General features: G+C 63.3%; 26 protein-coding genes. 14 read left to right on the forward strand and 12 right to left on the reverse strand.

The genetic code is table 11. The features are described from left to right. Positions 1-21: 21 nt before the first annotated feature. From J7S20_RS14510 to J7S20_RS14520, 3 genes are all read left to right on the forward strand, one after another. Positions 22-864 carry a cytochrome c1 gene (locus J7S20_RS14510; protein ID WP_284055094.1) on the forward strand — a complete coding sequence of 281 codons (843 nt, stop codon included), beginning with the start codon at positions 22-24 and terminating at the stop codon, positions 862-864. A 2-nt stretch (positions 865-866) separates the two neighbouring features. Next, positions 867-1,409, forward strand: coding sequence for an adenine phosphoribosyltransferase (locus J7S20_RS14515; protein ID WP_284054953.1), 543 nt, complete (start codon positions 867-869; stop codon positions 1,407-1,409). 117 nt (positions 1,410-1,526) lie between these two features. After that, the gene (locus J7S20_RS14520) at positions 1,527-2,090 is read left to right on the forward strand and encodes a hypothetical protein (protein WP_284054954.1); all 564 of its coding nucleotides are present in this window, start codon (positions 1,527-1,529) and stop codon (positions 2,088-2,090) included. On the opposite strand, the gene J7S20_RS14525 is transcribed toward J7S20_RS14520, so the two are convergent. The 5 genes from J7S20_RS14525 to paoA all read right to left on the reverse strand — a co-directional run bounded on the left by J7S20_RS14525 (position 2,087) and on the right by paoA (position 7,681). Then, positions 2,087-2,530 carry a MaoC family dehydratase gene (locus J7S20_RS14525; RefSeq protein ID WP_284054955.1) on the reverse strand — a complete coding sequence of 148 codons (444 nt, stop codon included), beginning with the start codon at positions 2,528-2,530 and terminating at the stop codon, positions 2,087-2,089. The genes J7S20_RS14520 and J7S20_RS14525 overlap by 4 nt on opposite strands. Further along, positions 2,530-3,828 carry an alkaline phosphatase family protein gene (locus tag J7S20_RS14530; protein WP_284054956.1) on the reverse strand — a complete coding sequence of 433 codons (1,299 nt, stop codon included), beginning with the start codon at positions 3,826-3,828 and terminating at the stop codon, positions 2,530-2,532. Before J7S20_RS14530 ends, J7S20_RS14525 begins: the two co-directional genes overlap by 1 nt. An 80-nt stretch (positions 3,829-3,908) precedes the next feature. Beyond that, on the reverse strand, positions 3,909-6,095 hold the full coding sequence (gene paoC / locus J7S20_RS14535; RefSeq protein ID WP_284054957.1) for an aldehyde oxidoreductase molybdenum-binding subunit PaoC: 2,187 nt from the start codon (positions 6,093-6,095) through the stop codon (positions 3,909-3,911). 3 nt (positions 6,096-6,098) lie between these two features. After that, on the reverse strand, positions 6,099-7,049 hold the full coding sequence (locus J7S20_RS14540) for an FAD binding domain-containing protein (protein WP_284054958.1): 951 nt from the start codon (positions 7,047-7,049) through the stop codon (positions 6,099-6,101). Then, the gene (paoA, locus tag J7S20_RS14545; RefSeq protein ID WP_284054959.1) at positions 7,046-7,681 is read right to left on the reverse strand and encodes an aldehyde dehydrogenase iron-sulfur subunit PaoA; all 636 of its coding nucleotides are present in this window, start codon (positions 7,679-7,681) and stop codon (positions 7,046-7,048) included. Before paoA ends, J7S20_RS14540 begins: the two co-directional genes overlap by 4 nt. Before the next feature lie 204 nt (positions 7,682-7,885). Here paoA and J7S20_RS14550 point away from each other — a divergent pair, with 204 nt between their 5' ends. Further along, positions 7,886-8,794: a sugar phosphate isomerase/epimerase family protein gene (locus J7S20_RS14550; protein WP_284054960.1), complete on the forward strand. Its 909-nt coding sequence runs from the start codon at positions 7,886-7,888 to the stop codon at positions 8,792-8,794. A 652-nt stretch (positions 8,795-9,446) separates the two neighbouring features. On the opposite strand, the gene J7S20_RS14555 is transcribed toward J7S20_RS14550, so the two are convergent. The 3 genes from J7S20_RS14555 to J7S20_RS14565 are packed head-to-tail and all read right to left on the reverse strand — an operon-like array spanning position 9,447 to position 12,004. Further along, on the reverse strand, positions 9,447-9,725 hold the full coding sequence (locus tag J7S20_RS14555; RefSeq protein WP_284054961.1) for a hypothetical protein: 279 nt from the start codon (positions 9,723-9,725) through the stop codon (positions 9,447-9,449). Between the two features lie 9 nt (positions 9,726-9,734). Further along, on the reverse strand, positions 9,735-11,312 hold the full coding sequence (locus tag J7S20_RS14560; RefSeq protein WP_284054962.1) for an ABC1 kinase family protein: 1,578 nt from the start codon (positions 11,310-11,312) through the stop codon (positions 9,735-9,737). A 5-nt stretch (positions 11,313-11,317) separates the two neighbouring features. Continuing rightward, complete coding sequence (locus J7S20_RS14565) at positions 11,318-12,004, reverse strand: TetR/AcrR family transcriptional regulator (RefSeq protein WP_284054963.1); 687 nt, start codon at positions 12,002-12,004, stop codon at positions 11,318-11,320. Positions 12,005-12,175: 171 nt separating this feature from the next. Between J7S20_RS14565 and J7S20_RS14570 the strand changes: the two genes are divergently transcribed. After that, positions 12,176-12,484: a hypothetical protein gene (locus J7S20_RS14570; RefSeq protein ID WP_284054964.1), complete on the forward strand. Its 309-nt coding sequence runs from the start codon at positions 12,176-12,178 to the stop codon at positions 12,482-12,484. Here J7S20_RS14570 and J7S20_RS14575 read toward each other — a convergent pair. Further along, positions 12,450-13,427 carry an MlaD family protein gene (locus J7S20_RS14575; protein ID WP_284054965.1) on the reverse strand — a complete coding sequence of 326 codons (978 nt, stop codon included), beginning with the start codon at positions 13,425-13,427 and terminating at the stop codon, positions 12,450-12,452. The two genes, J7S20_RS14570 and J7S20_RS14575, sit on opposite strands and share 35 nt — an antisense overlap. A gap of 143 nt (positions 13,428-13,570) precedes the next feature. Here J7S20_RS14575 and J7S20_RS14580 point away from each other — a divergent pair, with 143 nt between their 5' ends. From J7S20_RS14580 to J7S20_RS14600, 5 genes are all read left to right on the forward strand, one after another. After that, positions 13,571-13,957, forward strand: coding sequence for a PaaI family thioesterase (locus J7S20_RS14580; RefSeq protein ID WP_284054966.1), 387 nt, complete (start codon positions 13,571-13,573; stop codon positions 13,955-13,957). Continuing rightward, complete coding sequence (locus J7S20_RS14585; RefSeq protein WP_284054967.1) at positions 13,954-14,364, forward strand: PaaI family thioesterase; 411 nt, start codon at positions 13,954-13,956, stop codon at positions 14,362-14,364. The genes J7S20_RS14580 and J7S20_RS14585 overlap by 4 nt, the downstream gene beginning before the upstream one ends. Positions 14,365-14,504: 140 nt before the next feature. Beyond that, positions 14,505-15,731, forward strand: a complete 1,227-nt coding sequence (locus tag J7S20_RS14590; protein ID WP_284054968.1) for an HlyD family secretion protein — start codon at positions 14,505-14,507, stop codon at positions 15,729-15,731. Next, the gene (locus tag J7S20_RS14595; protein WP_284054969.1) at positions 15,728-17,254 is read left to right on the forward strand and encodes a DHA2 family efflux MFS transporter permease subunit; all 1,527 of its coding nucleotides are present in this window, start codon (positions 15,728-15,730) and stop codon (positions 17,252-17,254) included. The genes J7S20_RS14590 and J7S20_RS14595 overlap by 4 nt, the downstream gene beginning before the upstream one ends. Beyond that, the gene (locus J7S20_RS14600) at positions 17,254-18,696 is read left to right on the forward strand and encodes an efflux transporter outer membrane subunit (RefSeq protein ID WP_284054970.1); all 1,443 of its coding nucleotides are present in this window, start codon (positions 17,254-17,256) and stop codon (positions 18,694-18,696) included. Before J7S20_RS14595 ends, J7S20_RS14600 begins: the two co-directional genes overlap by 1 nt. A gap of 371 nt (positions 18,697-19,067) precedes the next feature. Here J7S20_RS14600 and J7S20_RS14605 read toward each other — a convergent pair whose 3' ends face one another. Then, positions 19,068-19,964: a LysR family transcriptional regulator gene (locus J7S20_RS14605; protein ID WP_284054971.1), complete on the reverse strand. Its 897-nt coding sequence runs from the start codon at positions 19,962-19,964 to the stop codon at positions 19,068-19,070. 101 nt (positions 19,965-20,065) lie between these two features. Between J7S20_RS14605 and J7S20_RS14610 the strand changes: the two genes are divergently transcribed. From J7S20_RS14610 to J7S20_RS14625, 4 genes are all read left to right on the forward strand, one after another. Next, the gene (locus J7S20_RS14610) at positions 20,066-20,479 is read left to right on the forward strand and encodes a (R)-mandelonitrile lyase (protein WP_284054972.1); all 414 of its coding nucleotides are present in this window, start codon (positions 20,066-20,068) and stop codon (positions 20,477-20,479) included. Between the two features lie 4 nt (positions 20,480-20,483). Further along, entirely contained in the window at positions 20,484-20,729 is a 246-nt protein-coding gene (locus J7S20_RS14615) for a tautomerase family protein (RefSeq protein ID WP_284054973.1), read from the forward strand. Then, on the forward strand, positions 20,726-21,649 hold the full coding sequence (locus J7S20_RS14620) for an aldo/keto reductase (RefSeq protein WP_284054974.1): 924 nt from the start codon (positions 20,726-20,728) through the stop codon (positions 21,647-21,649). The genes J7S20_RS14615 and J7S20_RS14620 overlap by 4 nt, the downstream gene beginning before the upstream one ends. Positions 21,650-22,060: 411 nt before the next feature. Continuing rightward, positions 22,061-22,426 (forward strand): hypothetical protein, encoded by a 366-nt coding sequence (locus J7S20_RS14625; protein ID WP_284054975.1) that lies wholly within the window; start codon positions 22,061-22,063, stop codon positions 22,424-22,426. A gap of 35 nt (positions 22,427-22,461) precedes the next feature. On the opposite strand, the gene J7S20_RS14630 is transcribed toward J7S20_RS14625, so the two are convergent. Continuing rightward, positions 22,462-23,181: a hypothetical protein gene (locus tag J7S20_RS14630; RefSeq protein WP_284054976.1), complete on the reverse strand. Its 720-nt coding sequence runs from the start codon at positions 23,179-23,181 to the stop codon at positions 22,462-22,464. Between the two features lie 79 nt (positions 23,182-23,260). Next, the gene (locus tag J7S20_RS14635) at positions 23,261-24,274 is read right to left on the reverse strand and encodes a hypothetical protein (RefSeq protein ID WP_284054977.1); all 1,014 of its coding nucleotides are present in this window, start codon (positions 24,272-24,274) and stop codon (positions 23,261-23,263) included. Between the last annotated feature and the right edge of the window lie 252 nt (positions 24,275-24,526).

Genomic DNA, 24,526 nt, shown 5'->3' on the forward strand with positions numbered 1-24,526 from the left:
AAGACAATCATGGTTTCGCTGATCCTGCGATATCTCAACTATCTTATCGGCGCCGCGTTCGCGTTCGTTCTGCTGATCGCGCTGTGGGGTACGGTAAGCGAGCTCATCCACAACCCGCCCCAGGAAGGCGCGGCCGAGGAATTCCACCTCGAACCCAAGCCGCTGCACCTGGCATCCGACGGCCCCTTCGGCCATTGGGACAAGCAGCAGCTCCAGCGCGGCTTTCAGGTGTACAAGGAAGTCTGTTCGGCGTGCCATTCGCTGCGCCACATCGCGTTCCGCGATCTGACCGGCATCGGCTATTCCGAAGCGCAGGTGAAGGCGATTGCCGAACAGTGGCAGATCCCGCAGCCGTCAGTGAACAAGGATACCGGCGAGCCCGACACGCGGCCCAACAAGCCGTCGGATTATTTCCCGCTGGTGTTCGCCAACGAAACCGCGGCCAAGGCCGCCAACAACAACGCGGTACCGCCCGACCTTTCGCTGATGGTGAAGGCGCGCGAGGGCGGTGCGGCCTATATCCACTCGCTGATTACGGGCTATCGTCCGCAGCCGGCCGAGCTGCTCGAGAAGTTCCCGACCGCCAAGACGCCGCCGGGACTGCACTACAACCCGTATTTCGCGACGCTGAACCTCGCGATGCCGCCGCCGCTGACGTCGGACGGACAGGTGCAGTATGAGGACGGCACCAAGCCGACGATCGACCAGATGTCGACCGATGTCGCGGCGTTCCTGACCTGGACTGCCGAGCCCGACATGATGACCCGCCACCGTACCGGCTATGCGGCGGTGCTGTTCCTGCTGATCTTCATCGGCCTGACGTTCGGCGCGTACAAGAATATCTGGCGCGACGTGAAGCATTGATCGTGGACGGCGCCGCCAACGAGGATATCAGGCGGCGCATCCGCACCATCCCCGACTTTCCCAAGCCAGGGATACAGTTTCGCGACATCACGACATTGCTGCTCGATCCCGAGGGCCTTTCGCTCTCCGTCGAGCGTATGCTCGAACAGGTCGAGGGCGAGATCGACCTGGTCGCCGGCATAGAGGCGCGCGGATTCGTCTTCGCACCGGCAATTGCACTGGCGCTGGGCGCGGGCGTGCTGCTGATCCGCAAGGACGGCAAGCTGCCCGGCGCGACGATCGCCGAGGATTATGCCCTCGAATATGGGTCGGACCGGATCACCATTCATGCCGATGCATGCGCACCCGGCGCGAAGGTTCTGCTCGTCGATGACCTGATCGCAACCGGCGGCACCGCGCGGGCGGCGGTGCGGCTGTTGCGCAAGGCCGGGGCGACGGTCGAACAGGCGGCATTCGTGATCGACCTGCCCGATCTCGGCGGCGCCGAGGCGCTGCGCAGTGACGGTATCCGCGTCAGCGCGCTGGTCGCTTTCGACGGCGATTGAGTGCTGCGGGAACAGCCCGTCAAATAACTGCGTTTACATGGTATAAACGATAATCGACTCGGTCGCGCAGGTGCGCGGACGCCACCGGATGTCGGTTCGTTTCGGGAGACGAAACCCATGTTCGCAAAGCGTTTGACTACCGCCGGTCTGGTTCTCGCCGCCGGCCTGGGCCTTGCTGCCTGTACCGATGGTTACGGCTATAGCGGCGTTTCGGTCGGCTATGGATCGGGCGGTTATTACGACGGCTATTACGACCCCTATAACAGCGGCTATTATGACGGCGGCTATTACGGGAACGGCTATTACGACAGCTATGGTGCGCCCTATTGGGGCTGGTACAACGGCTATTATTACCCCGGCACCGGCTATTATGTTTATGACCGCTACCGCCGGCCCTATCGCTGGAACCAGACGCAGCAGCGCTATTGGCAGCAGCGCCGCGACCATTGGCGGGGGGACCGGCGAGACAATAACTGGCGCGGCTTCGACCGCCGCCGCGACGGCGATGGAGACCGCCGTGAATGGCGCGGTCGCGAACGGCCCGATCGCGGCGAATGGAGAGATCATGACCGCGACGGCGATCGTCGATCGAGCAGCCGAACCTATCAGCGGCGCAACGCGGCCGGAGAATTTCGCGCGCGGCGCGAGGCCCGCGAACGCGACGGCGGCGACCGGCCCTAAGGCCGGCGGCGGATGAGGCCAGTGGAGACGAAGGTCATCACCGGCACATCGTCCTGGTTGAAGACGGTGGTGCGACTGCGAAAGCTGCCCATTTCCGGGCGGCTTTTCGATGCACGCTTGTCGAGCACCTCGCTTTCGCAACGCAGCGTGTCGCCGGGATAGACGGGTTTCAGCCAGCGCAATTCGTCGAGGCCGGGCGATCCGAGCCCGGCCTGCTGCTTCGTCTTCATATTTTCGACCAGCATCGCCATCGTCATCGCACAGGTGTGCCAGCCGCTCGCCGACAGGCGCCCGAAATGCGTTTCGGCGGCTGCCTCGTCGGACAGGTGAAAGGGCTGCGGGTCGTATTTGCGCGCGAAGTCGACGACCTCTTCGCGGGTCACGGCATAGCTGCCGAAACGGTCTTTGGCGCCCACCTCTATATCTTCGAAATACTGCATCAGTCGTTCGCCGCCCGGGGTTTGAGGACCGCCTTGAACGGCGCATCGCTGCCGTCGTCATGCGGGTTGCGCGGCAGGCCGATCAGGTCGCGCAACAACGGTTCGACATCGACATTATCGAACGACGGCAGCGTGACGCCCCGGGCAAAGCGCGGGCCATGGGCGATGAACAGCGCGGCCATGTCGGGCGCCTTGTTGTCATAGCCGTGATTGCCGCCGTCATGGCCGGCCATCGTGCTGTCGGGGGTGATCGTCCAGCCATCATCGGCAAGGCAGAAGATCGGCGGGATGCGGCGGTTGGTGCCGTAATGAAACCGCGCCGGAATCTCTCCCTTGCGCCAGCAGGTCATATGATCGTGCTTGCCGAGCAGCGCCTTTTCGACCTCGGCCTTGTGCCCTTCGGTCGGCCACAGGCTGGCATAGCTGCCGCTTTCGACGACGCGGTATTCCGCAGCCGGAACGAAGCGGTCGAGCGGAATGACGCGGTCCTTGGAGATCGCCGCCATGCCGTGATCGGCGACGATGACGAGATTGGCCGGCTGGTCGAGCCGCTTCAGCCCCTCGACAAGCATGCCGATATCGGCATCGACACCGGCGACAGCCTTCGTCGTTCGTGGATCGTTCGGCCCGTACATGTGACCGGCGGTGTCGACCGTATCGAAATAAAGCGTCACGAATTTGGGCCGCGTCGCAGCGGGACGGCGCAGCCAGTCGAGCACCGCATTGACGCGCTGCGTGCCGTTGATCGCCTGGTTGAACTGCTGCCAGTCCTCGGGCCGCGTGCCGCCGGTGATGTCGTGCGGCCATTTGGCGTCCATCGTGCCGCCCCAGGCGACGTTCGATCCGGGCCAGAACATCGTCGCGGTGCGGATGCCTGCCTTTTCGGCGGCGACCCAGACCGGCTCGGCCGCGTTCCACCAGAACGGATCGTCGGTCGCCATGGTGAAGGTTTCACCCGGGCGTTCCGGATCTTCCATCTTGTTGGCGGTGATGCCGTGATGGTCGGGATATTCGCCGGTGACGAGCGTCCAGTGATTGGGGAAGGTCTTGGACGGGAAGGACGGGCGCATCGCCGAAAAGACGCCCGTCTGCTTGAGGTGCGACAGGTTGGGCGTCACGCCGCGGTCGAGATAATCGGGGCGGAACGCGTCGATCGACACGAGGATCGTGACCGGCTGTTTCGCCTCGACCGCTGCGCTTTGCGCCGCTGGCTGGGGTGGTGCGGCGGCGGGCTGGGTAACGCAGGCGGGAAGGAGGGTGGCGGCCGCGAGCGCGGCGAGGAATCGGAAAGGTCGCATGGCGGCGCTTCTGCCACGATCATGTGACAGGCGGAAGCGCCGCCCGGTAATTTCGACAATGCGCCCGGGTGATACCCGGATCAGGCGACGCGCGGCATCTGTTCGACGAACTTGTCGAGCGTGATCGGATATTCGCGCACGCGAACGCCGGTGGCGTTGTAGATCGCGTTGGCGATCGCCGCACCGACGCCGCAGATGCCGAGCTCACCGACGCCCTTCGCCTTCATCGGAGAGGAGGTGGGGTCCTCTTCCTCAAGGAAGATCACCTCCTGATGCGGAATGTCCGCATGGACGGGCACATGATATTCGGCGAGGTCATGGTTGACGAAATAGCCGAAGCGCTTGTCGACCACGAGTTCTTCCATCAGCGCCGCGCCAGCGCCCATCGTCATCGCGCCGATCACCTGGCTGCGTGCCGATTTGGGGTTGAGGATACGCCCCGCCGCGCAGGCCGCGAGCATCCGGCGAATACGCATCTCGCCGGTATAGGCATCGACCGCGACCTCGACGAAATGACCGCCGAAGGTCGCCTGCACATATTTGCGCGACAGATCGCCAAATTCGATCCTGTCTTCGGCCGACAGCCCCGCCGCATCGGTGAGGGGGGCCGATTTGCCGCCCGCGCTGACGGTTCCGTTTTCGAACACCGCGCTCTTTGGATCGAGCCCCAGCTTCGCCGCGACCTTTTCGCGCAGCGCCATGCACGCGGCATAAACACCCGCCGTCGAGCTGTTGGCACCCCATTGCCCGCCCGAGCCCGAGGAGACGGGAAAGCTCGAATCGCCGAGCTTCACCACGACCTTGTCGAGTGGAACGCCCATCATCTCTGCCGCGGTCTGGCCGATGATGGTGTAGCTGCCGGTGCCGATATCGGTCATGTCGGTGGCGACGGTCACGACGCCGTTCCTGTCGATATCGACGCGCGCGGCGGAGTTCATTACCGGCGCGCCGCGATAGGCGGAGGCCATGCCCATGCCCACCAGCCAGCGGCCGTCGCGCACGCTCGCAGGCTTGGGATTACGCTTGTTCCAGCCGAACGCTTCTGCACCTTTACGCAGGCATCCGACCAGATTGCGCTGCGAAAAGGGACGATTCGGATTTTCGGGATCGACCTGTGTGTCGTTGACGATGCGAACCTCGACCGGGTCCATACCGAGCTTTTCGGCAAATTCGTCCATCGCCATTTCGAGCGCCATCAGCCCCGGCGCCTCGCCCGGCGCGCGCATGGCGTTGCCCTCCGGCAGGTCGAGCACCGCGAGCCGAAGCGCGGTCATGCGGTTGGCGCCGGCGTAGAGCTTCTTCGTCTGGTTGGTGGCGCCTTCGGGGCCGCCTCCGGGCAGGTCGCCCGACCAGCTTTCATGGCCGATCGCGGTGATTTTGCCGTCCTTGTCCGATCCGATGCGGATGCGCTGGATCGTCGCCGGGCGGTGGGTGGTGTTGTTGAAGACCATCGGCCGCGTCAACGTTACGCGGACGGGGCGGCCCGTTACGCGCGCACCGACCGCCGCAAGCATCGCGTCGGCGCGAACCCACAGCTTCGATCCAAAGCCGCCGCCGAGAAACGGCGACATGACATGGACATTTTCCTTGGGGATCAGCAGCAGATCGCTCATCGCGTCAACCGCCCAGTTTATCATCTGGTTCGATGTCCACAGCGTCAGCTTGTCGCCGTCCCAGGCGGCGATGCTGGCATGCGGTTCCATCATCGCATGGCTCTGGTCGGGCGTCGTATATTGCTGGTCGAGGTGGATCGGCGCGCTAGCAAAGGCCGATGCGAAATCGCCGACCGCGCTGTCGGCGCCGTCCCCCGCCTTGGTTGCCGATGCCTTTTGCGCGGCAAGATCGAACTGTCCGTCGGCGCGCTTGTACTGGACGCGGATCAGCTTTGCCGCCGCGCGCGCTTCTTCGAAACTGTCGGCAACGACGATTGCGACCGCCTGGTCGTAATGTTCGACCTTCGGCCCGGCGAGCAGCCGCGCGGTATGCCAGTGCGAGGTGCCGAGCTTACCGGCATTTTCCCATGTCACGACGCCGACCACGCCGGGCGACGCCTTGGCATCGGCGGTGTCGATCGACGCGATCTGACCCTTGGCGATGGTCGATCCGACGATATAGCCATAGGCCTGGTTCGCCACGACATCGTGGCGTTCATACGCATAAGGCGCGGTGCCGGTGGTTTTCAGCGGGCCGTCGATGCGGTCGGTGGCCTTGCCGATGACCATCTTGCGGTCGATGGGGTTTGTGCCTGCGGGCTTGTCGAACTTCATGGCTCAGGCCCTCGCTTCCGTAAGGATTCCGCCCAGCGTGCGCTCGACGAGCGGCAGCTTGAACGCGTTTTGTGGTGTCGTTTTCGCGCCGGCGAGCGCGATGTCGGTAACCGCCTTGGCGCCGTCTCCGATCTTCGCCTCGGCCGCTTCGACGCGCCATGGCTTGTGCGCCAGCCCGCCAAAGGCCAGCCGCCCGGTGCCGTCGTCGCGGACCACCGCCGCGACCGAGATCAGCGCGAAGGCATAGGACGCACGGTCGCGAACCTTGTGATAGACATGCTTGCCGCCGATCGGCCTGGGCAGCGTGACCGCCGTAATGCATTCGCCGGGCTGGAGGTTGGTTTCGATCTGCGGCGTATCGCCGGGCAGGCGGTGGAAATCGGCGATCGGGATCGCGCGGGTCTTGCCGTCGGGCTTCACCGTTTCGACCGTCGCATCGAGCGCGCGCATCGCCACCGCCATATCGCTGGGATGCGTGGCGATGCATTTGTCGCTGACGCCCATGATCGCGAGGTTGCGATTGAACCCGCCGATCGCCGCGCAGCCGCTGCCGGGCTTGCGCTTGTTGCAGGGCATGGCCGGGTCATAGAAATAGGGGCAGCGCGTCCGTTGCAACAGGTTGCCGGCGGTCGTCGCCTTGTTGCGAAGCTGGCCCGATGCGCCCGCAAGCAGCGCGCGGCTGAGTACGCCGTAATCGCGCCGCACGCGGTTGTCGGCGGCAAGATCGGTGTTGCGCACCAGCGCGCCGATGCGCAGCCCGCCATCATCGGTAGGCGTGATCTTGTCGAGGCCAAGATCGTTCACGTCGACGAGATGCGTCGGCGTTTCGATCTCCAGCTTCATCAGATCGAGCAGGTTGGTGCCGCCGGCGATGAATTTCGCGCCCGGCGTGCGCGCGACCGCAGCCGCCGCTTCGGCCGGCGAGGTCGCGCGTTCGAACGAAAACGCCCTCATGCCCGTTCTCCCGCAACGTCGAGCATTGCTTCCATGATGTTCGAATAGGCGCCGCAACGGCAGATATTGCCGCTCATCCGTTCGCGCAGTTCATCGACGGAGAAGGGGGGCGTGCCCTCCAGATCGGCAGTGACATGGCTGGGGATGCCGTCGCGCATTTCCTGAAGCGTCGACACCGCCGAGCAGATCTGCCCCGGCGTGCAATATCCGCATTGATAGCCGTCATGCCTGATGAAGGCCGATTGCATCGGGTGGAGCTTGTCGGGTTTGCCGAGCCCCTCGATCGTCGTCACCTCCGCCTCCGGGTGCATCACGGCAAGGCTGAGGCACGAATTGATTCGGCGGCCATCGACGATGACGGTGCACGCGCCGCACTGGCCATGGTCGCAGCCCTTCTTGGTGCCGGTAAGTTCAAGGTGCTCGCGCAGCGCGTCGAGCAGCGTCGTGCGCGTGTCGAGGTCGAGCGTGCGCTTTTCGCCGTTGACGGTCATCGTCACCTTCATGCGGTTCGGCTGATCGGCGGGTTGCGGTTTCGCCTGGGCCGATATCGGCACGCTGGTCGCCGCGGCGGTTGCGAAACCGCTGGCCAGCATTTCGCGCCGGTTGATACCGATCGGATTGTCGTCGTTCATGGTCCGGTCCCCTGGTTGGAGAGACGGCGCGTCACAGCCTGTAAGACCGTCCATCGCCCCATTGTTCGGGCGATCAGGCGCCGCCCGGATAAATCTCTTCCCTGATTTCCGGCAGAACATAGCATGGCCCCGCGCAAAATCGCTCCCCGTTCGGACGAGTTTTTTCGATTGACGCCATCGACTGCGACTGCCGACACTCGGCCCATGATTTCAAGGCGAACACTGATCGAGGCATTCGCGGCCGGAGCTTCGCTTGCCGCCGCGCCCGCACTTGCCGCCGACAACGATTCCTATCCCTGGCCGCTGGGCGTGCAGCTATGGTCGGTAAAGCCGGAGATGGACGCCGATTTCGACGGCACGCTCCGCGCGCTCGGGCGGCTCGGCTTTCGCGAGGTCGAGACGGCGGGGCTGCATGGACGCAGCGCGAACGCGTTTCGCGAATCGCTCGACCGGGCGGGGTTGCGGGCGGTCAGCGCCCATGTCGCGATGGGCGATCTTCGCGCCGACCCGGCGGGCCGCATCGCCGATGCGAAAGCGCTCGGCGCCAAATGGCTGGTCGTATCCTCGCCGCAGCCAGACCGACCGTTGCCGCAAGGCCGCGACTGGATCGACGCGATGCACGAGGCGATGACGCCGACGGCGTGGGCGGAAAATGCCGCCGATCTGACCCGCTTCGGCGCGGCGGCGAAGCGCGCGGGGCTGATGCTCGCCTATCACAACCATCCGTTCGACCTTGCGCGCTATGACGGCAAGCGCGGGCTCGACATGCTGATAGCGGCGACCGATCCGGAACTGGTGAAGCTGGAACTCGACATCGCCTGGGCGGTCGCGGGCGGCGCAGATCCGGTCGATATGCTCAATCGGCACGGCGACCGTATCCGGCTGATTCACGTGAAGGGGCTGCACAGCCGTCCTGAAGCGGGGAGCTATGGCAGCGACTTTTCGACCGGTGTCGTGGGGAGCGACGACGTGATCGACTGGCCAAGGGTGCTGCGCGCGGCGAAGCGCGCCGGGGTCATGCATGGCTTTGTCGAGCAGGAGCCGCCGCACGTCCAGCCGATCCTGCAATCGCTCGCCGCATGCCGCGATTATCTGCGCGCGCTGACGCTCTGACCCCCGATTCGCGGGGCGTCGCGGAAATTGGCGGCGATATGCTGGGGGAAATCCTTGGTCGGGACGACTGGATTCCCGACCGAGAGATTGCGCTCATCCGAAATCTGGTAAGCTACGGCAGATTTCCATCGTTTTTGGTCGTTCGACTAATCTGTGAATCAGCGCAGGTGCACAGTCAAGTGCACAATTGCCGCGAGCACTCGGCGGACTTAAAACATTGGGGAAGAGCAGTGCGCTGTCCGTTCATGATCGCTTTTGATTCCGCCCGAGCCGGGACGAGGTTGGTGAGGATGGCAGCGGTTTTGGGACCTCAATCCTTTCCTTGCGAGGGTCCGCATCGAATTTCCGACAGTGGACATCTGGCCGCGCGCCGCCCAGCGGCAGCAATGTTCGACGATCCGGAACGGCAGGTATTGGGGCGTAGCTTGCGGATAGCTGCCGTTCGATGTGGCTATGTTCGATGGCAGCTACGCGCCCTCACCTCGGTCGTTCGGGTCAAGTCGGCGCGCCCCTGAAAGCTGCCATCGGTTCACACGCTTGGCGTCGTGGCTGTGAACGACTGTCGTTTGGATTAATTGGCCGTTTCTGTCGTGACATACCGCTTGGCTGGTCTCGTCAGGAGCCGCCCATTGGCGTTACCCTCATTGCTGCATCAGAACGGCTCTCTATCCTCGTCGGATGATACCTGATCTGCCGGCCCATCATCGTCGTCATCATCTGGCTCGTCGCCATACCAGCTCGACAAATCTACCTCGAGCACGACCACATCGTCAGCGTGCTGCGCCACCAAATCGAGCTTGGCAGAAAACGCGAAGGGAAATAACTCGGAGGCGATCTCCTCGCCAGCCCCGGTCTGCACTGCCACCGCCAAGCTTGCATCGCCTGATACATCAGCGGTCGTGCCGCTGATCCGAACCGAGTCCAGGTCCACCCCGACTACTCAGCGCTTCAGCCATCTCGCCGCCAAGCCGACACCAGCAAACACGAACATTACCGCCGCAGCGTGCGGGCTTCGCTCTAGAAGCACGGCGCCGGCGACGAGCAGGCCCGCGACCAGCACGTCCGACAAGGGGGCCCGCCGGCCGGCAACCGACCCTGGGAGGTCCTTCGATACCTGGACTGGTATCGCTCCAGACCGGGCTATCTTTTCTACCAATTCTATCAATTCGGGAGAAGCGGCTGCCAATCGTCCGAGACCGGCCGCAAGCCTGCGCCCGCTTCTGCCGAGTTCGGCCGGGCTCAACCTTTCACGAGCGAGTTCGCGAGCGATCGGCATCGCTCTAGTCGCAATGTCGAACTGAGGATCGAGACCGCGCACGAAGCCTTCCGCTGTGAGCAGAGTGCGAAGGAGGAGCGCCAGGTCTGGCGGCAAAGCAAGGCGGTATTGCCGAAGCAGGGCGAAGACCCGGCTGAAAATGTCGGACAGGTCGATCTGTTCAAGCACCGCACCCCGGAACTGACCGATCAGGGCCTCTAGCTCACGCTCCAACGCGCCCGCATCGACGGAATAATCGCCGGACCAGCGCAGGAGAAGGCGTGCTACGGCTCGCGGATCGTCACCGGCAATCGCCAGCACCAGGGCGACGAGTTCCGATCGACGAGCCGGGGTTAGCGTGCCGATTGCTCCGAAATCGATGAACGCGATCAAATCGTCCTTCAGCACGAAAACGTTGCCGGGATGGGGGTCGGCATGAAACCGGCCGTTGAAAATAATCATCCGCAGCACGGCGTCGGCGTACTGGCGCGCCACCGCCGATGCCTGACCTTGCTCCATTTCATTGACAAGGCTCCGGACTGAGCCACCCTGCAGCCGTTCCTGCACATTCACTCGGCGACCGACGTGACTCCAGAAGAACCGGGGCGTCCGCACACCCAACGCGCCAAGAAACGATCCCATGTCTTCGCACGCCGCTGCTTCCGCGCTCAAGTCCAACTCCTGCGACAGACTTTCGGCGAAGAAGCGCAGCAAGTCGTCGATCTTGAGGCGACGCAGTTCGGGCGAGCGCCGTTCGGCCAATCGAGCGAGGCGGCGTAGCAGCCGTAGATCTGCGTCAATTCGGGCGGCGATACCAGGGCGTCGGATCTTGACGACCACTTCGGTGCCGTCCGGCAGCGCCGCCGCATGAACCTGCGCGATGGACGCCGCAGCCAACGGTTCGCGGTCGAAACGCGCGAAAACCTCGTCGATTGGTGAACCGAGCGCGACGACCAGCTCCGGCTCGATCTGATCGAACGGCAGCGGCGCGGCCTGGTCCTGCAGGGTTGAAAGGGCCGCGACCCATTCCGGGCCGATCAGATCTCCCCGCGTCGCCAGCAGCTGACCGAGCTTCACTGCGACCGGCCCCAGATCGCGGAGCAAGGCGACTACGCGCGTGGGCGCGTCGGGCGCCACGGGCGCGCCGACACGACCGGGTTCCAGTCCTATCCGAACGGCCAGGCCAACGAGTCCATGGCGAGCAAAGATGCGGGCGAGTTCGGCCAGCCTCGCCCGCTCGCCTAGCGGGATATCGTCGATCACGCGGCTCACCCCCCACTCGCCTCGCGAGCCCCCGGAGGCATGCAGCCGCCGACGAATAGCCTGATCCCCCGGCGGATGCGGTCTCTTGCGCTGGCGTCGTAGCTGGCAGGTGCGAGTCCGAGCGCCGACCGGCGCATGGGGGCGACGACCACCAGATTGACGAACTGCTCGGCCGCGAACACCGGATCGGCCAGTGCGAGTTCTCCCTTTGCCGTGGCGTGCGCGAGGATGCTACCTACCCACTGGACGGCACGTTGGAAGCCGAATTCGTGGATGTTGGCCGCAAGCGCCGGAAACCGGACTGCTTGGGCAGTCACGACACGCTCCATCGACACGATCCGCGGTGTCAACAGCCACTCCAGCAATACGTCTGCGATTGACTGCAGCTGATCGACTACGTTGAGACTGCTGTCGACGGCGGGCTCCAGCGCCCTTAGCTGCGTGTCGATCTCATCCAGGATGACGGCTTCGAACACCCGCGCTTTGCTGCCGAACCTCGCGTAGAGCGTACGCTTCGAGATGCGCGCGCGCGCGGCGATCATGTCGGCGCTTGCCTCGTCGAAGCCGTGTTCGAAGAAGACGTCCCGGGCGCATTTTAGAATATGACCTGTTAGCCGGACCGCATCGGCGGCGGTCGGCCTTCCGGTTCGCCGCGCGCGCGCCACGCCTATCCTCTTCGCCTCGCCTGCCAACCTCGCCTCCTCTAACTACCATAGCACCAGGTCTATCGTTGACGATAGAAGAGTCGCGCGATCCGATGTTAATCGGAAATCCGCATCTGCCGAGGCGGTCACAAGCTGAAGATCCCAAGATCTAGGCGCTGGCGATAGTTGGCCGTGCTCAAAGCCGCTCAGAGGGGAATTATGAATCCACTGGTGTTTGGCGTGGTGGCCGGAATGGTCTTCGGAGCGATCGACGTGGCCCTCATGCTGCCCTTGGCATTCGCCGACAAGCGGGCCGCGCTAACCGGGGCCTTCTTAAGCAGATTTGCGATCGGCTTCCTCATCTCGTTGGTCAAGATGCCGCTGCCGACCTGGGCGGTCGGGGCAATCGTCGCAACCCTCGTAAGTCTGCCGTACGCTGTGATCACCAAGGCTTTCGTGCCCGTGCTTGGCACCGGCCTGATCGGCGGCTTGCTCATCGGTTGGGCTGCTGGACGCTGGGCGGGGTGACCGGATTTGCGCGGGGGCGGTAATCCGGGAGGCGGGGTGCGCCGAGGCGCACGCCACCGCGATCGATGTCCTCCGCCTTCTCCTGAAGATCCCGGGTCGTCGAGCGGACAGAGCGAATGCGGTCGGTGATGGCGCGACGTCGATCATCGAACGCCCGGATCTTCGGCCGTGCCGCAGCAACATTGTCGCCGAACTTCTCAATGCCGCGCCGGGCGCCAACCAACCGGTCGTTCAGCCCTGCGAACCCTTTCTCCCGCCCGGACGCAAGTCGTTTTCGCAGGCGGTCCGCGCCCAGACCGGCGCCAGCAGCCGCGTCGCCGAAACGCGCGACGCGTCCGTCCAGGCCTGTCAGGCGATCAGTTACGCGCGCGGCCCGTCTCGGCCAAACGGCTGAACCGGCCGCGAACGCCGCCAATCGGCGGCTCAGCCGTTCCTGCCCCTTCGGGTCGAGATTGCGCGACACGTCGTCCACCGTCCGGCTGATCTTGGCGACGAGTGCCATCGGGTCGCCGCCCGATCCTAGCAGACCTCCTTTCTTGGAGGGGATTTCAGGTAAGTCCTGGCCAGCGGCCTGGACGATCGGCGGGGCACCCTTGGTTGCGCCGTCGAGAGTCACGGTCGCGTCGCCGCTGAAAAACGAGCGCGAGATCGACGCCTTGACGCCTTGCAGGACCGGAATGTTCCGGTCGAGTCGGACCGTCACGAGCACCATTGACGGCTCCTGGGCGTCTAGGCGAATCGACGTCACCGACCCGGCGGGCACTCCGGAATAGGTTACGGAGGATCCCTTATTTATGCCGGCGACGCTCTGATCGAACCGGATCAGATAATCTCTTCCGTCGGGATTGCGGGCAGAGACGATCCAGAGGGTGAAGACCACCAGCGTGAACAGTAGTACGCCCACCACGGCGAACACGAGCAGTCGGTTCGAACTAGTCTCCATAGACTGGTTCGAACTACCGTGCTAATACAAATATGTAAACCGCGTGGTTCCGTTTTTGATGGCTGAAGTTGACCGAGTGTTCGTTCTGATGGAACTTGCCTGCTTCGCATTGCCAGGAGAATGACTTGGACCCGGAACACGCAATGCCCGCCATCCCCTGGAGCGAGGAGCTCGGCCTGGAGACCCTGTCCCTCGGTGACGGCCTCTGCTCGATGCGGCTCTCGTGCCGCCCGGATCTCACTGACGGCGGCGGCGCGATCGCCGCTGGCGTCGTTGCGAGCCTGATCGATCATGCCTGCGGTGGAGCGATCATGTCGCGATCACAAGGCCTGTCGATCTCCACCCTGAATCTGAAGATCGACCACGTGCGAGCTCCGATCGCGACCTGCGCCGTGACGGCCTGGGCCCATTGCTACAAATTGTCGGAGACGATGGCGTTCGTCCGGGCCGAGGCGTGGGACCGTGAACCCGCAGACATTTTCGCCGCAGCGCAGGGGGTTTTCGCGATGAACAGGCCGGTTGCGAGATGACGCTGGACCCGCACAGCGCCGCCTGCATGATGACGTCGGGCTTCTCGGCCAAGCTCGGCGGGATGATCGACGTTGCCGAAGCGGGTGCAATGTGGACACTATCCCCAACGCCAGAACTGATCGGCAACCCAATCGTCCAGGCGCTCCACGGCGGTGCCGTCACAGCCTTCCTTGAGCTCGCGAGCGGGATCGAGCTCGCTCGACGCCTCGAACGTGACGACCTTCCACGTCTGGTTAGCGTGAACATCCAATTTCTCGCGTCGATGCGCCTCGACCAACTGATCGCCTTTCCGCGCGTGATCAGGGTGGGGCGTCGGGTGGCGGTGGTCCACACCAAGGCCTCGCAGGGCCACCCCGCCACCGTCGTCTGCGCCGCACAGTTCGAATTTTTTATTGCGCCATCGTAATTAATGCCGCGCGGCAATTGCGCATAGGGGTGCGAGGACCCCGTGCGGGGGCATCGCCAAACTCCAAAAGATTTTGCTCTGGCGCATCACTCTCCACGCGTCTATGATACGGGGCGGTTTACATATCTCAAGGGCGATTAGTGGCTAACCGCGATGACATCGAAGCTGAGGAGCACGCAACCGACCGTAAAGACGGCCCAATAAGGGACGAAGACGGCGGTGACGGCGGATCCGCCGTGAAGAAACCGGGCCTCCTAGAGCGGCAGCCGCTGATCCGATATCTTCTCATTGCGGCGCTCATCGCGGGCGTTGTCGTGGCGGCGCTCTGGTATGCGGACTACCGCGAACGCGGCCAGTATCGCCAGTCGACGAACAACGCCTATGTGCGCGCCGACTTCGTTACCGTGGCTCCGAAACTTGGCGGCTACGTCGAGCGGGTATTGGTCAGTGACAACCAGCCAGTGAGGCGAGGGCAGCTGCTCACCGTGCTCGACTCGCGGGACTACCGCGCCAGCGTCGACCAGGCGCGGGCGCAGGTCGCCGTCGCCGATGCGGGCATCCGCACCGCCCGCAGCGCGCTGGACGAGCAACGTGCCGCCTTGGTGCAGTCGGACGCCCAGGTCGCTGCCGCCAAGGTTGCCGTTGACGCCGCGGAGACAGAGGTCAGGCGCTACGAGCCGCTCGCCCGCTCCGGCGCGGAATCACGCGAGCGCTTGGCGGGTCTGGTGCTTGAGCGCGACCGGGCACTCGCGAACCTTCGCGCCCAGCGCGCCGCGTCGGTGGCTGGGAAACGGGCGCTCGACACGCAGGGTGCGCGGATTGGTCAAGCGGTCGCCCAACGCGAGACCGCGAGGGCACAGCTAGCCCGCGCCTCGACCGACCTCGGCGCAGTGGAGATTCGCAGCAGCATCGACGGGGTTGTCGCCGACAAGTCGGTCCGCGTCGGCCAGTTCGTGCAACCGGCGACCAAGCTCATGTCGATCGTGCCCGAGAACCAGCTCTACATCGAGGCGAATTTCAAGGAGACTCAAGTCGCGTTAATGCGAGTCGGCCAGCCTGTCACCATCAAGGTCGACGCCCTGGACGGTGCCGAACTTCGCGGCCGGATCGAGAGCTTTGCGCCCGGAACCGGCGCTCAGTTCTCCGTGCTGCCGCCCGAGAACGCGACCGGTAACTTCACGAAGATTGTGCAGCGCGTACCCGTTCGCATTGGCATCGAGGCTGGACCGGAAGCGCGCAAGGTGCTGCGCCCCGGCCTCTCAGTCGAAGTGACCGTAGACACCATCGGCGCGAAGGGCAGCCGCAAGCGGATCGAGGACGAGGCGGAACGAATGAGGCGCGTCGGGGCGCAGGTCAGCCGACAATGACGCGCGAACGCGCGAGCGCGCGCGACTGGCTCGCGGTCGCAGCGGGCACGATCGGATCGTTCATGGCGCTGCTGGACATCTCGATCGTGAACGCGGCGTTGCCGACAATTCAGGGAGAGATCGGCGCCAGCGGCACTGAAGGCACATGGGTGGCGACGTCCTATCTTGTCGCCGAGATCGTAATGATCCCGCTCAGCCCCTTTCTCGTGCGGCTATTAGGTCTCAGGAACTTCCTTCTCGCGGCTGCTGTGTCGTTCACCGGCTTCTCGATCGTCTGCGGTCTGTCGACATCCCTGCCGATGATGATCGCCGGGCGCGTCGGCCAGGGTTTCACGGGCGGCGCCTTGATCCCCACCGCCATGACCATTATCGCCACCCGGTTGCCGCCATCGCAACAACCGATCGGCACTGCAGCGTTCGGCGGGACTGCGATCCTCGGCCCGGTGCTGGGGCCAATCATCGGCGGCTGGCTCACCGACAATTACAGCTGGCATTACGCATTCTTCCTGAATGTGCCCGTCTGTGCCGGACTCGCGATCCTGCTCCTGTTCGGACTCGGCCACGAGCGGATGAGGCTCGACCAGCTGCGTAACGCGGACTGGCTCGGTATCGCCGGCCTAGCAATCGGCCTCGGCTCGCTCACTGTTATGCTCGAGGAGGGCCAGCGTGAGATGTGGTTCGAATCGGCCATGATCATAAAGTTGGCGATTGCCACCGCGCTCGGATTTTTGTTGATTGCGATAGGCCAAGTCAGGGCGCCTCAGCCCGTCCTCAAGCTTTCTCTCGTCTTCAGTCGGGCCTTCGGCAGTGTTTTCGTGCTGAGCCTCGTGATCGGCGTCGTGCTCTATGGCGTCACATTTCTCATTCCGCAGTTTCTCGCCGTCATGGCGGGCTACAGCGCACTGCAGTCGGGTGAGGTCGTGTTCATATCCGGCTTGCCCGCGCTTCTGATGATGCCTTTCCTGCCGCTCGCATTCAAATATCTCGACGTGCGCCTCGCCGTCATCATCGGTATGACTGCAATTGGAGTCAGCTGCGTAATGGATTGGAGCATGACCGCAGATACGGCTGGCGGCGATCTAACGCCGTCGCAGCTTGTCCGCGGCTTCGGTCAGATCTTCGCGATGATGTTCCTGAACCAGGCGGCGATTAGCGCAGTTTCGAAAGAGGATGCGGGCGACGCTTCTGCGCTCTTCAACGCCGGCCGCAACCTTGGCGGTTCTATCGGACTTGCGCTTATGGCGACGCTCCAGGACCGGCAAACTTTTCTCCACTTCAACCGCCTCGCGGAAACGGTGTCGACGAACGCCGTCACGACGCAGGAGTGGTTCGCCCGCGCGATGGCGAGCTCGGGCGGCGAAGCCGGGGCGTATCGGCAGCTGGCTGGCCAGATGCTCCGGCAGGCAACGGTGATGGCCTACAACGACCTCTACTTCGTTCTGGGTGTCGCGATCGCCATCACCACACCACTGGCGCTTTTCCTCCGGCCGATTCCTTCCGGCACCCAGATGGCGATGCACTGATGAACCGTTACCTGATCCTAGCTTCCCTCGCACTCACAGGCTGCACCGTCGGTCCCGATTACGCAGGTCCCAGACCCGTCGCGAGCGCCGAGCGTCCAGACGCGACATTTCGCCGCGCCGACCCTCTGCTGACCTCACCGCAGCCGCCCTTGGCCAAGTGGTGGGAGGCGATGTCCGACCCGCTGCTCACCACGCTGATCGAACGAGGCCTGGCTGCGAGCCCCGACGTCGCTGCCGCCGAGTCGCGCGTCCGCAAAGCACGCGCCGCCGTTCGGGAACAGCGCGCGAACCAGCTTCCCTCCGTCTCGGCGACAGGAACCGCCATAATCGCCGACTTGCCGGCTGGATCGCTAGCACTTCCAGCTCAAGGACAGCAGGATGACCGCATCAAAGCGGAATTCTACAACGTCGGACTAGACGCGTCCTGGGAGATAGACCTGTTCGGGGGCCGTCGCCGGGCCGCCCAGAGCGCGTCCGCGCAGGCTGACGCGGCCGAGGCGCAGCTCGCCGACGCGCAGGTGCGGCTGTCCGCCGAGATCGCCAGCAATTACGTGACACTCCGTGAACTGCAGCAGCGACTTGGCCTCGCCCGTCAATCCGCAGCGCTGCAGGCCAGCGCTCTCACGCTGCTGGAGCAGCGTGAGAGCCGAGGTGCCTCGTCGGTCGACGACGTCGTCCGCTTGCGAACGGAACTGAACCGGACACGGGGAAGCCTGCTGCCGCTGGAAGGTCAGATCGCGGTGACGCTGGACCAGTTGGCACTACTAACCGGCGACGAGCCTGGCGCGCATGATGCGGCGCTCGCTGCGCCTGGCGCGATCCCGACGATCCCCGCCAGCATCACGATCGGCGACCCGGCGGCTATGCTGCGTCGCCGACCGGATGTCCGTGCCGCCGAAAGGCAGCTCGCCGCAGCCACAGCGCAAATCGGAGTCGACGTCGCCCGTCAGTTTCCATCGGTCAGTATCATGGGGATCATCGGGCTCGGCGGGCCCAACATTGGCGATGTGGTTGATACGGACAGCGTCTCCACGTTGCTCCTGCCGCGCATCAACTGGAGCTTCCTCGACTTCGGCCGTAACCGGGCGCGGGTCAATCAATCGCGGGCTGGGCGCGATGAAGCGGAGGCTCAATACCGCAAGGCGGTCCTGGCCGCGCTGTCCGATGCCGAGACGAGCCTTTCTCGGTTCGGCAATCTGCGCGCAAATCTGCTATCGGCATATAGCACCGTCGAAGGCGCGCGGCGATCGGCACGGTTTGCAGCAGAACGATACGACCGCGGCGCCGTACCGATGACCTCCTCGCTAGAAGCGCAACGCGCGGCCCTCGCGTCGGAAGGGTCAAGTCTGGAAGCACAAGGACAATTCGTCCGTGCATTCATTACCCTCCAAAAGGCGTTGGGACTAGGGTGGAGCGAGCCGGTCCAGCAAGCGAAGCGCTGATCCGCTATCACGGCGCTGAACATCGTTCTCGGGTGCCGTCAGCGGCTCCGGTCTTGATCGCGCGGAATCGCCGGTGGCGTCAGATCCGCGCGGCTGATTTCGCTGTCTAAGGCGTCACCATTCGCTTCAAAGCAAACCAATGTCCGAAATCTGGATGCAGCGGCCAAAGGCCGACTGTCCGCTCGCGGCCCAGGAGGCGCCATAATTGGCCGCGTGAATGAACGGCCGGTTTCAACGGCCAAGCAAAGCGCCGCTAAGGTCGGCTATTTTGGCGATCCGAGGCGCTCTAGATTAATCGGCGGCCACACGCGTTAAAAGCGGTCATTAGATTTGTGCCCGGAGGCCATACGGATCGGAACGCTCGCGCCCGATCAACCCGCCCGAAATCGAAGCGCCTCGACCAGCAGGGCAAATGCCTGCGATTGCTGCCGCCTGCTAGGATAGTAGAGATGATACCCTGAGAATGGCGGACACCAATCTTCGAGCACATGGCGAAGCCGCCCGTCTTCGACCTCCCCCTCGACATAGTCGCGCGGCAGATAGGCGATTCCGGCCCCGTCGATTGCAGCCTGCCGTGCCATCGCGATCTCGTTGACGATGAGTTGTCCTTCGACATGGACGTTCAGAGCCCGTCCGCCCTTTTCGAATTCCCAGGCATAAAGCCCACCCAGCGTCGGAAAACGCAGGTTGATGCAACTGTGCTTGGCCAAGTCATGGGGCGTGCGCGGCACCTTGCGTTCTAAAAAATAGTCGGGCGAACCGACCGCTGACATGCGCAGGTTAGGGCCGATCGGCACGGCGACCATGTCCTGCTCGAGCGTCTCCCCCATCCGGATGCCCGCGTCGAACTGCTCCGCCGCAATATCAATCAGGCCGGCATCGACGTTCACCTCGATCGTTACGTCGGGATAGGCGGAAAGGAAGGTCGCCAGCGCGGGCCAGAGGATCGCCTCGGCGGCGTGGATGCCCGTGGTGATGCGGATCATGCCGGCCGGCCGATCGCGCATCTCGGCAATGGCGCCGAGTTCCGCCTCGATCTCGTCGAAGCGCGGCGCGATCGTCGCAAGCAGCCGTTCGCCCGCCTGGGTTGGTGACACGCTTCGTGTCGTACGGGTGAGCAGGCGCACGCCGACACGCTCTTCCAGCCCGCGCACCGCATGGCTGAGCGCCGAAGGCGAGCGTCCCATCTGCGCGGCGGCGCGGGTGAAGCTCCTTTCCTGCGCCACAGCACGAAACGCGAGCAGGTCGTTGACGTTGCGTCGGGCCATTGCTGAATCCAATTCAAAGGCTCTTGCGAATTACCGCCTCTAATCGATGGGGCACTTCACCGCCATATGTGTTCACTCAAAACACATCACAGGAGCCCGATATGGAAATCGCTCGCAAGCAAAACATGAAGACCGTCGACGGCCCTGAGGAATATTTCACCGGCAAGGCGACGATCACCGGCCAGTTCAGCCGTCCCGATCCATCGAACGTGACCGGCGCGATCGTCCATTTCGAACCCGGCGCGCGCACCGCGTGGCACAAGCATCCGCGTGGTCAGACGCTGATCGTCACCGAAGGCGTCGGCTGGACCGCGCTCGAAGACGGCGAAATCCACGAATTTTACGAAGGTGATGTGCTGTGGTGCCCGGCGGACAAGAAGCACTGGCACGGCGCGACGCCGCACGATGCGATGACCCATGTCGCCATCCAGGAGACCGACGAGAACGGCAAGAATGTCGAGTGGATGGAGAAGGTGACCGACGACGAATATCTCAAGGGACCGAAGAAAGGCTGATCCGATGCCGCACGTCATCGTCAAAGTCTGGCCCGGCAAGACCGATGCGCAGAAGCAGGCGCTTGCCGAGGCGATCGTCAATAACGTGACCGATATCCTCGGCTATGGCGACGCCGCGGTATCGGTGGCGTTCGAGGAGGTGTCGGCCGACGACTGGACCGAAAAGGTCGTCGAGCCCGACATTCTGGCCAAGTGGGACACGCTGGCCAAGACGCCCGGCTATGTTGGGCGCGACGGACAACGAATATGACCGGTCTCTCCGGCGACGATGTTCGCCGAACCACGAAAGTCGAACAGATGATTCTCAACGAAATCTACACCCTGAATAACGGCGTCACGATTCCCAAGCTTGGGCTCGGGACCTGGATGATCGACGATGAGAAATCAGCGCAGGTCGTGCGCGATGCCGTCCAAATCGGCTACCGCCATTTCGACACCGCGCAGGCATACGGGAACGAACATGGCGTGGGCGAAGGCATTCGAGATTGCGGCGTCGCGCGGGACGATCTCTTCGTCACGTCGAAGCTCGCCGCGGAGATCAAGTCGCTGGCCGGGGCGCGGGAGGCGATCGACGGCTCGCTCAGGACGATGGGCCTCGACATGATCGACATGATGATCATTCACAGCCCACAGCCTTGGGCCGAATTCCGTCAGGGCGAGCATTACTTCGAGGGCAATCTCGAGGCGTGGCGCGCGCTCGAAGAAGCGCTTGCATCGGGCAAGCTTCGCGCAATCGGCGTTTCGAATTTCGAACAGGTCGATCTCGACAACATCCTCGAAAACGGCAGCGTGAAGCCGGCGGTCAATCAGATTCTGGCGCACGTCACCAACACGCCGTTCAAGCTGATCGAGCACACAACGAGCAAGGACGTGCTGGTCGAGGCCTATTCGCCGATCGGGCACGGCGAGGTGCTGAACAATCGAGAGCTTGGGACGATGGCGGCGAAATACGGCGTCGGTGTACCGCAGCTATGCATCCGCTACTGCCTGCAACTCGGACTGCTGCCGCTCCCGAAAACGGCAACGCCGGGGCACATGCGAAGCAACGCCGCGGTCGACTTCACGATCGACGATGCCGACATGGAAGCGCTAAAGAACGCTGCGCCGATCAAGGATTATGGCGAGGCTGGCGCCTTCCCGGTCTATGGCGATAATGCGCGCAGCGACTGATCCAGCAATCTTGCATGTCTATAGGCGATCATAAAGAGAGGCTGGCGGCTTCCCTTCGATAATCGCATAGCCGCCAGTTCATTCTGGTCTCCCAGACGTCAGAGTTCTCCGCCTGAATGAGCGGCCGGTTTCAACGGCCGAGCGAAATGCCGCCAACGTCCGCTAAGTCGGCGTCAGGGGGCGCCTGCCGACTGTCCGGTAGTGGCGGGCGGACAACGGAAAGCTGATGGGGTGGACGCCCCCCGACGGCATCAATGTACCAAAGTGGAGCTAGGCACCGCCAATTGCTCGCCAAATCAAGAAAGGCGCAATAGCAAACAGCATTGCTGTGAGCGTTCCGAGCAAAAGACTCCACCGTGCGGCGCTGATGCGTTCATCGCGCTCAACCACGCCATTCCGAAACATAAAAGCGTGGGCCAGATAACCGAGTATCGGGAATGCTCGCGTCGCATCCATCTGCTGTGGTTGACGGACGAACCGATCAATCGTCCGTGGCATTCGCCGGGGAACTCGATTGCGTTCGACGGCGACGTCATCCATGAGCCTGCTCAGATCGTCTCGCAGACGGGCAAGCTCGCCGCGGTGCTCGGCGAGCGCGGCGATGTGCAAACGTTCATCGCTGCCTCTCTTGTTGAACAGCGCCTCGAATCGGTCCGCCATCCTGAGCTGGCTCACCACGACATGGGTGAGCAACTCGTCCCGCTGCAATCCAAACGCAGCTTCCATGGTCTCGAGGATATGGACGGTTTCGGGCGGCGGGTCTTCGCGAAACACTAGCCGATAAATGCCGGCCGCCTTTGAGATTTCTCCCATCAGAACAGGCCTTCCATTGCCGCCTCGACGTCACGTTGCCATTTGCGAAACCGCGCGCGTTCTCCACGCGACAAATGGCCGAGGATCTGATCGAGCCCGATGTTGCTGGAGCGAAACCTGTCGTAGATATGCTCGGGCATCGCAGGACAGCAGAACAGGTCACCGCCAGTTTTTTCGATCTTGCCGAGTACATCGTCGTCGATGAGTGCGAACTTCTCAGGCGGCCCATGCCATTCGGGCAGGTTGAGCAGGACGCGTCCCGGCGGATTTCCCGCCAGCATCGCATCAAGGGTAGCACGCGAAGCCTGGTCAAGGCCCATCGTCCATACGATGTCGACACCGATATCGATGGCTTCTTCCTCGTCTTCGATGACGAAGCGGATAAATTCATGCGCCCGATCGAGGTCTTCGAAGCGCCCACCCGGCACGTTGACCAGAACGCGCGCGCCATCAGGTGCCTCGTCAATGATGGTGACGAGCTTTTCCTGATCCGCGTCGTCGCCGAGGTCGATCGCCTCAACCCGGTGTCGATCCGCATACGCATGCTCGACATCGCGCTGCGAGAGGCTCGCCTCGATAAAGACGATGGGGATTTCGCGAAGCATCAACAGATGTGCAAGGGTCACCAGCGTGCCGGTGCTGCCAACCCCGCCTTTTTCCTTTTCGAACAGAACGAGCCGCTTGCGTGCGCGTTCGACCGCGTGCTTCTTGAGTACCATGATTCACTTTCCTTCTGACTCTCACGTTGGGGTTGTTTTCGCCGGCGATCGGGTGGCGGCGCACGTGATCCGCGCGAGATCATGTCTCGCTCCCGGTGTGCCTAGCGTGAGCGTCCGCGAGGCGCTGCCGCGCGTCACCACGCGATCGCGATCGCTCCGCGAATTTTCTGGCGAGGCTGCTCCCGCGGTTTGTGACCGCCTGGTTTATCGTGCGGTCAGGTAAGACACCCGACGACGACCGTTCCAGCGTGTCGCCAATTAGCTGGGCAGCTGCGCCTTGCGACCGGGATTCTTTGTTGAGAGCCTGCGGTTCCGAGCGAGCCGAAAGAGATGACGTCGGCGCTGGCATGGAATCATACGCCGCGTTGCGGACATCATTGGCCGCCCTGGTATCCGCGTCGGGGACATAGCCCGCCGAACGCAGGCGGGTGATAATGCGATTGAAATATTCGGGTCCGTCATCGCACTCGGCCAGCGCCGAGAGTTTGGTGGCAATGCCACCCCGATCCAGAGCGGTGCCGCGATGCGCCGCAAGCCCCGCGATTGCTTCTGCCCATTGATCGGGGCCGTCCGTGGCATTGAGCAGGATTGCCGCGATCTCATTAGGAATGTCGGCGGCTGTTATCTCGCGCCGGCGCGGCGAGGGCGCAGTCTGCTTTCGCGCGCGAGATGGGATGGGCTCAGCGACACATTCCGCCCCGAGCGCGATCGTAATCGCGCGCATACGGAGGATCGCCATCCACAAGTACAGCATTTGCGACGCCGTGGGGCTGCCTGTTTGATCGAGCAGCAGGTCGTTTAGTGTCTTTTCCGCGTCCTCCACTTCGACCACCAGCGCATCGCTGCTGAAGCGCGGGTGACGAAGATAGGCCTCGTAACGAGGAACCGTTCTGCGTACCACTTCATCACCAAGCTCTTCGGCGAGCTGATGGAGCTTCGGTCCCAACAGTGCGAGCGCGGCGGCATGGCCGCGGAGATGCGCGCCACGATTTCGCGATGCTTCATGTTGATCGACAACTGCGTCGAAGCCAGCGACAACAGATTCGATGAGCACATTGCAAAGCGCGTCGAAGACGCCGCTCAGATGATCCAAATCGTCCTCCTGCACCGGGACGATCTGGCGTGACGAACCGATTCGCCATGGGCCGCCGTCTCGGGCGGGCAACCATTTATTCGAATAGCAAGCCTGTTTCTACAAGAACCGTTACTTTACAATGCGGAAATATTGCGGTTGTGTTGCAATATTGTCACATTTGGTGTTTGACGGCGCTGTAAGGCAAGCGCATTATTGCCTCACACATCTCTTTTTTTGTACGAGGCCTAGGAAAACCCGCCTTGCGTATTT

The organism is Stakelama marina (assembly GCF_018122655.1).
Lineage (GTDB): Bacteria > Pseudomonadota > Alphaproteobacteria > Sphingomonadales > Sphingomonadaceae > Sphingomonas > Sphingomonas marina.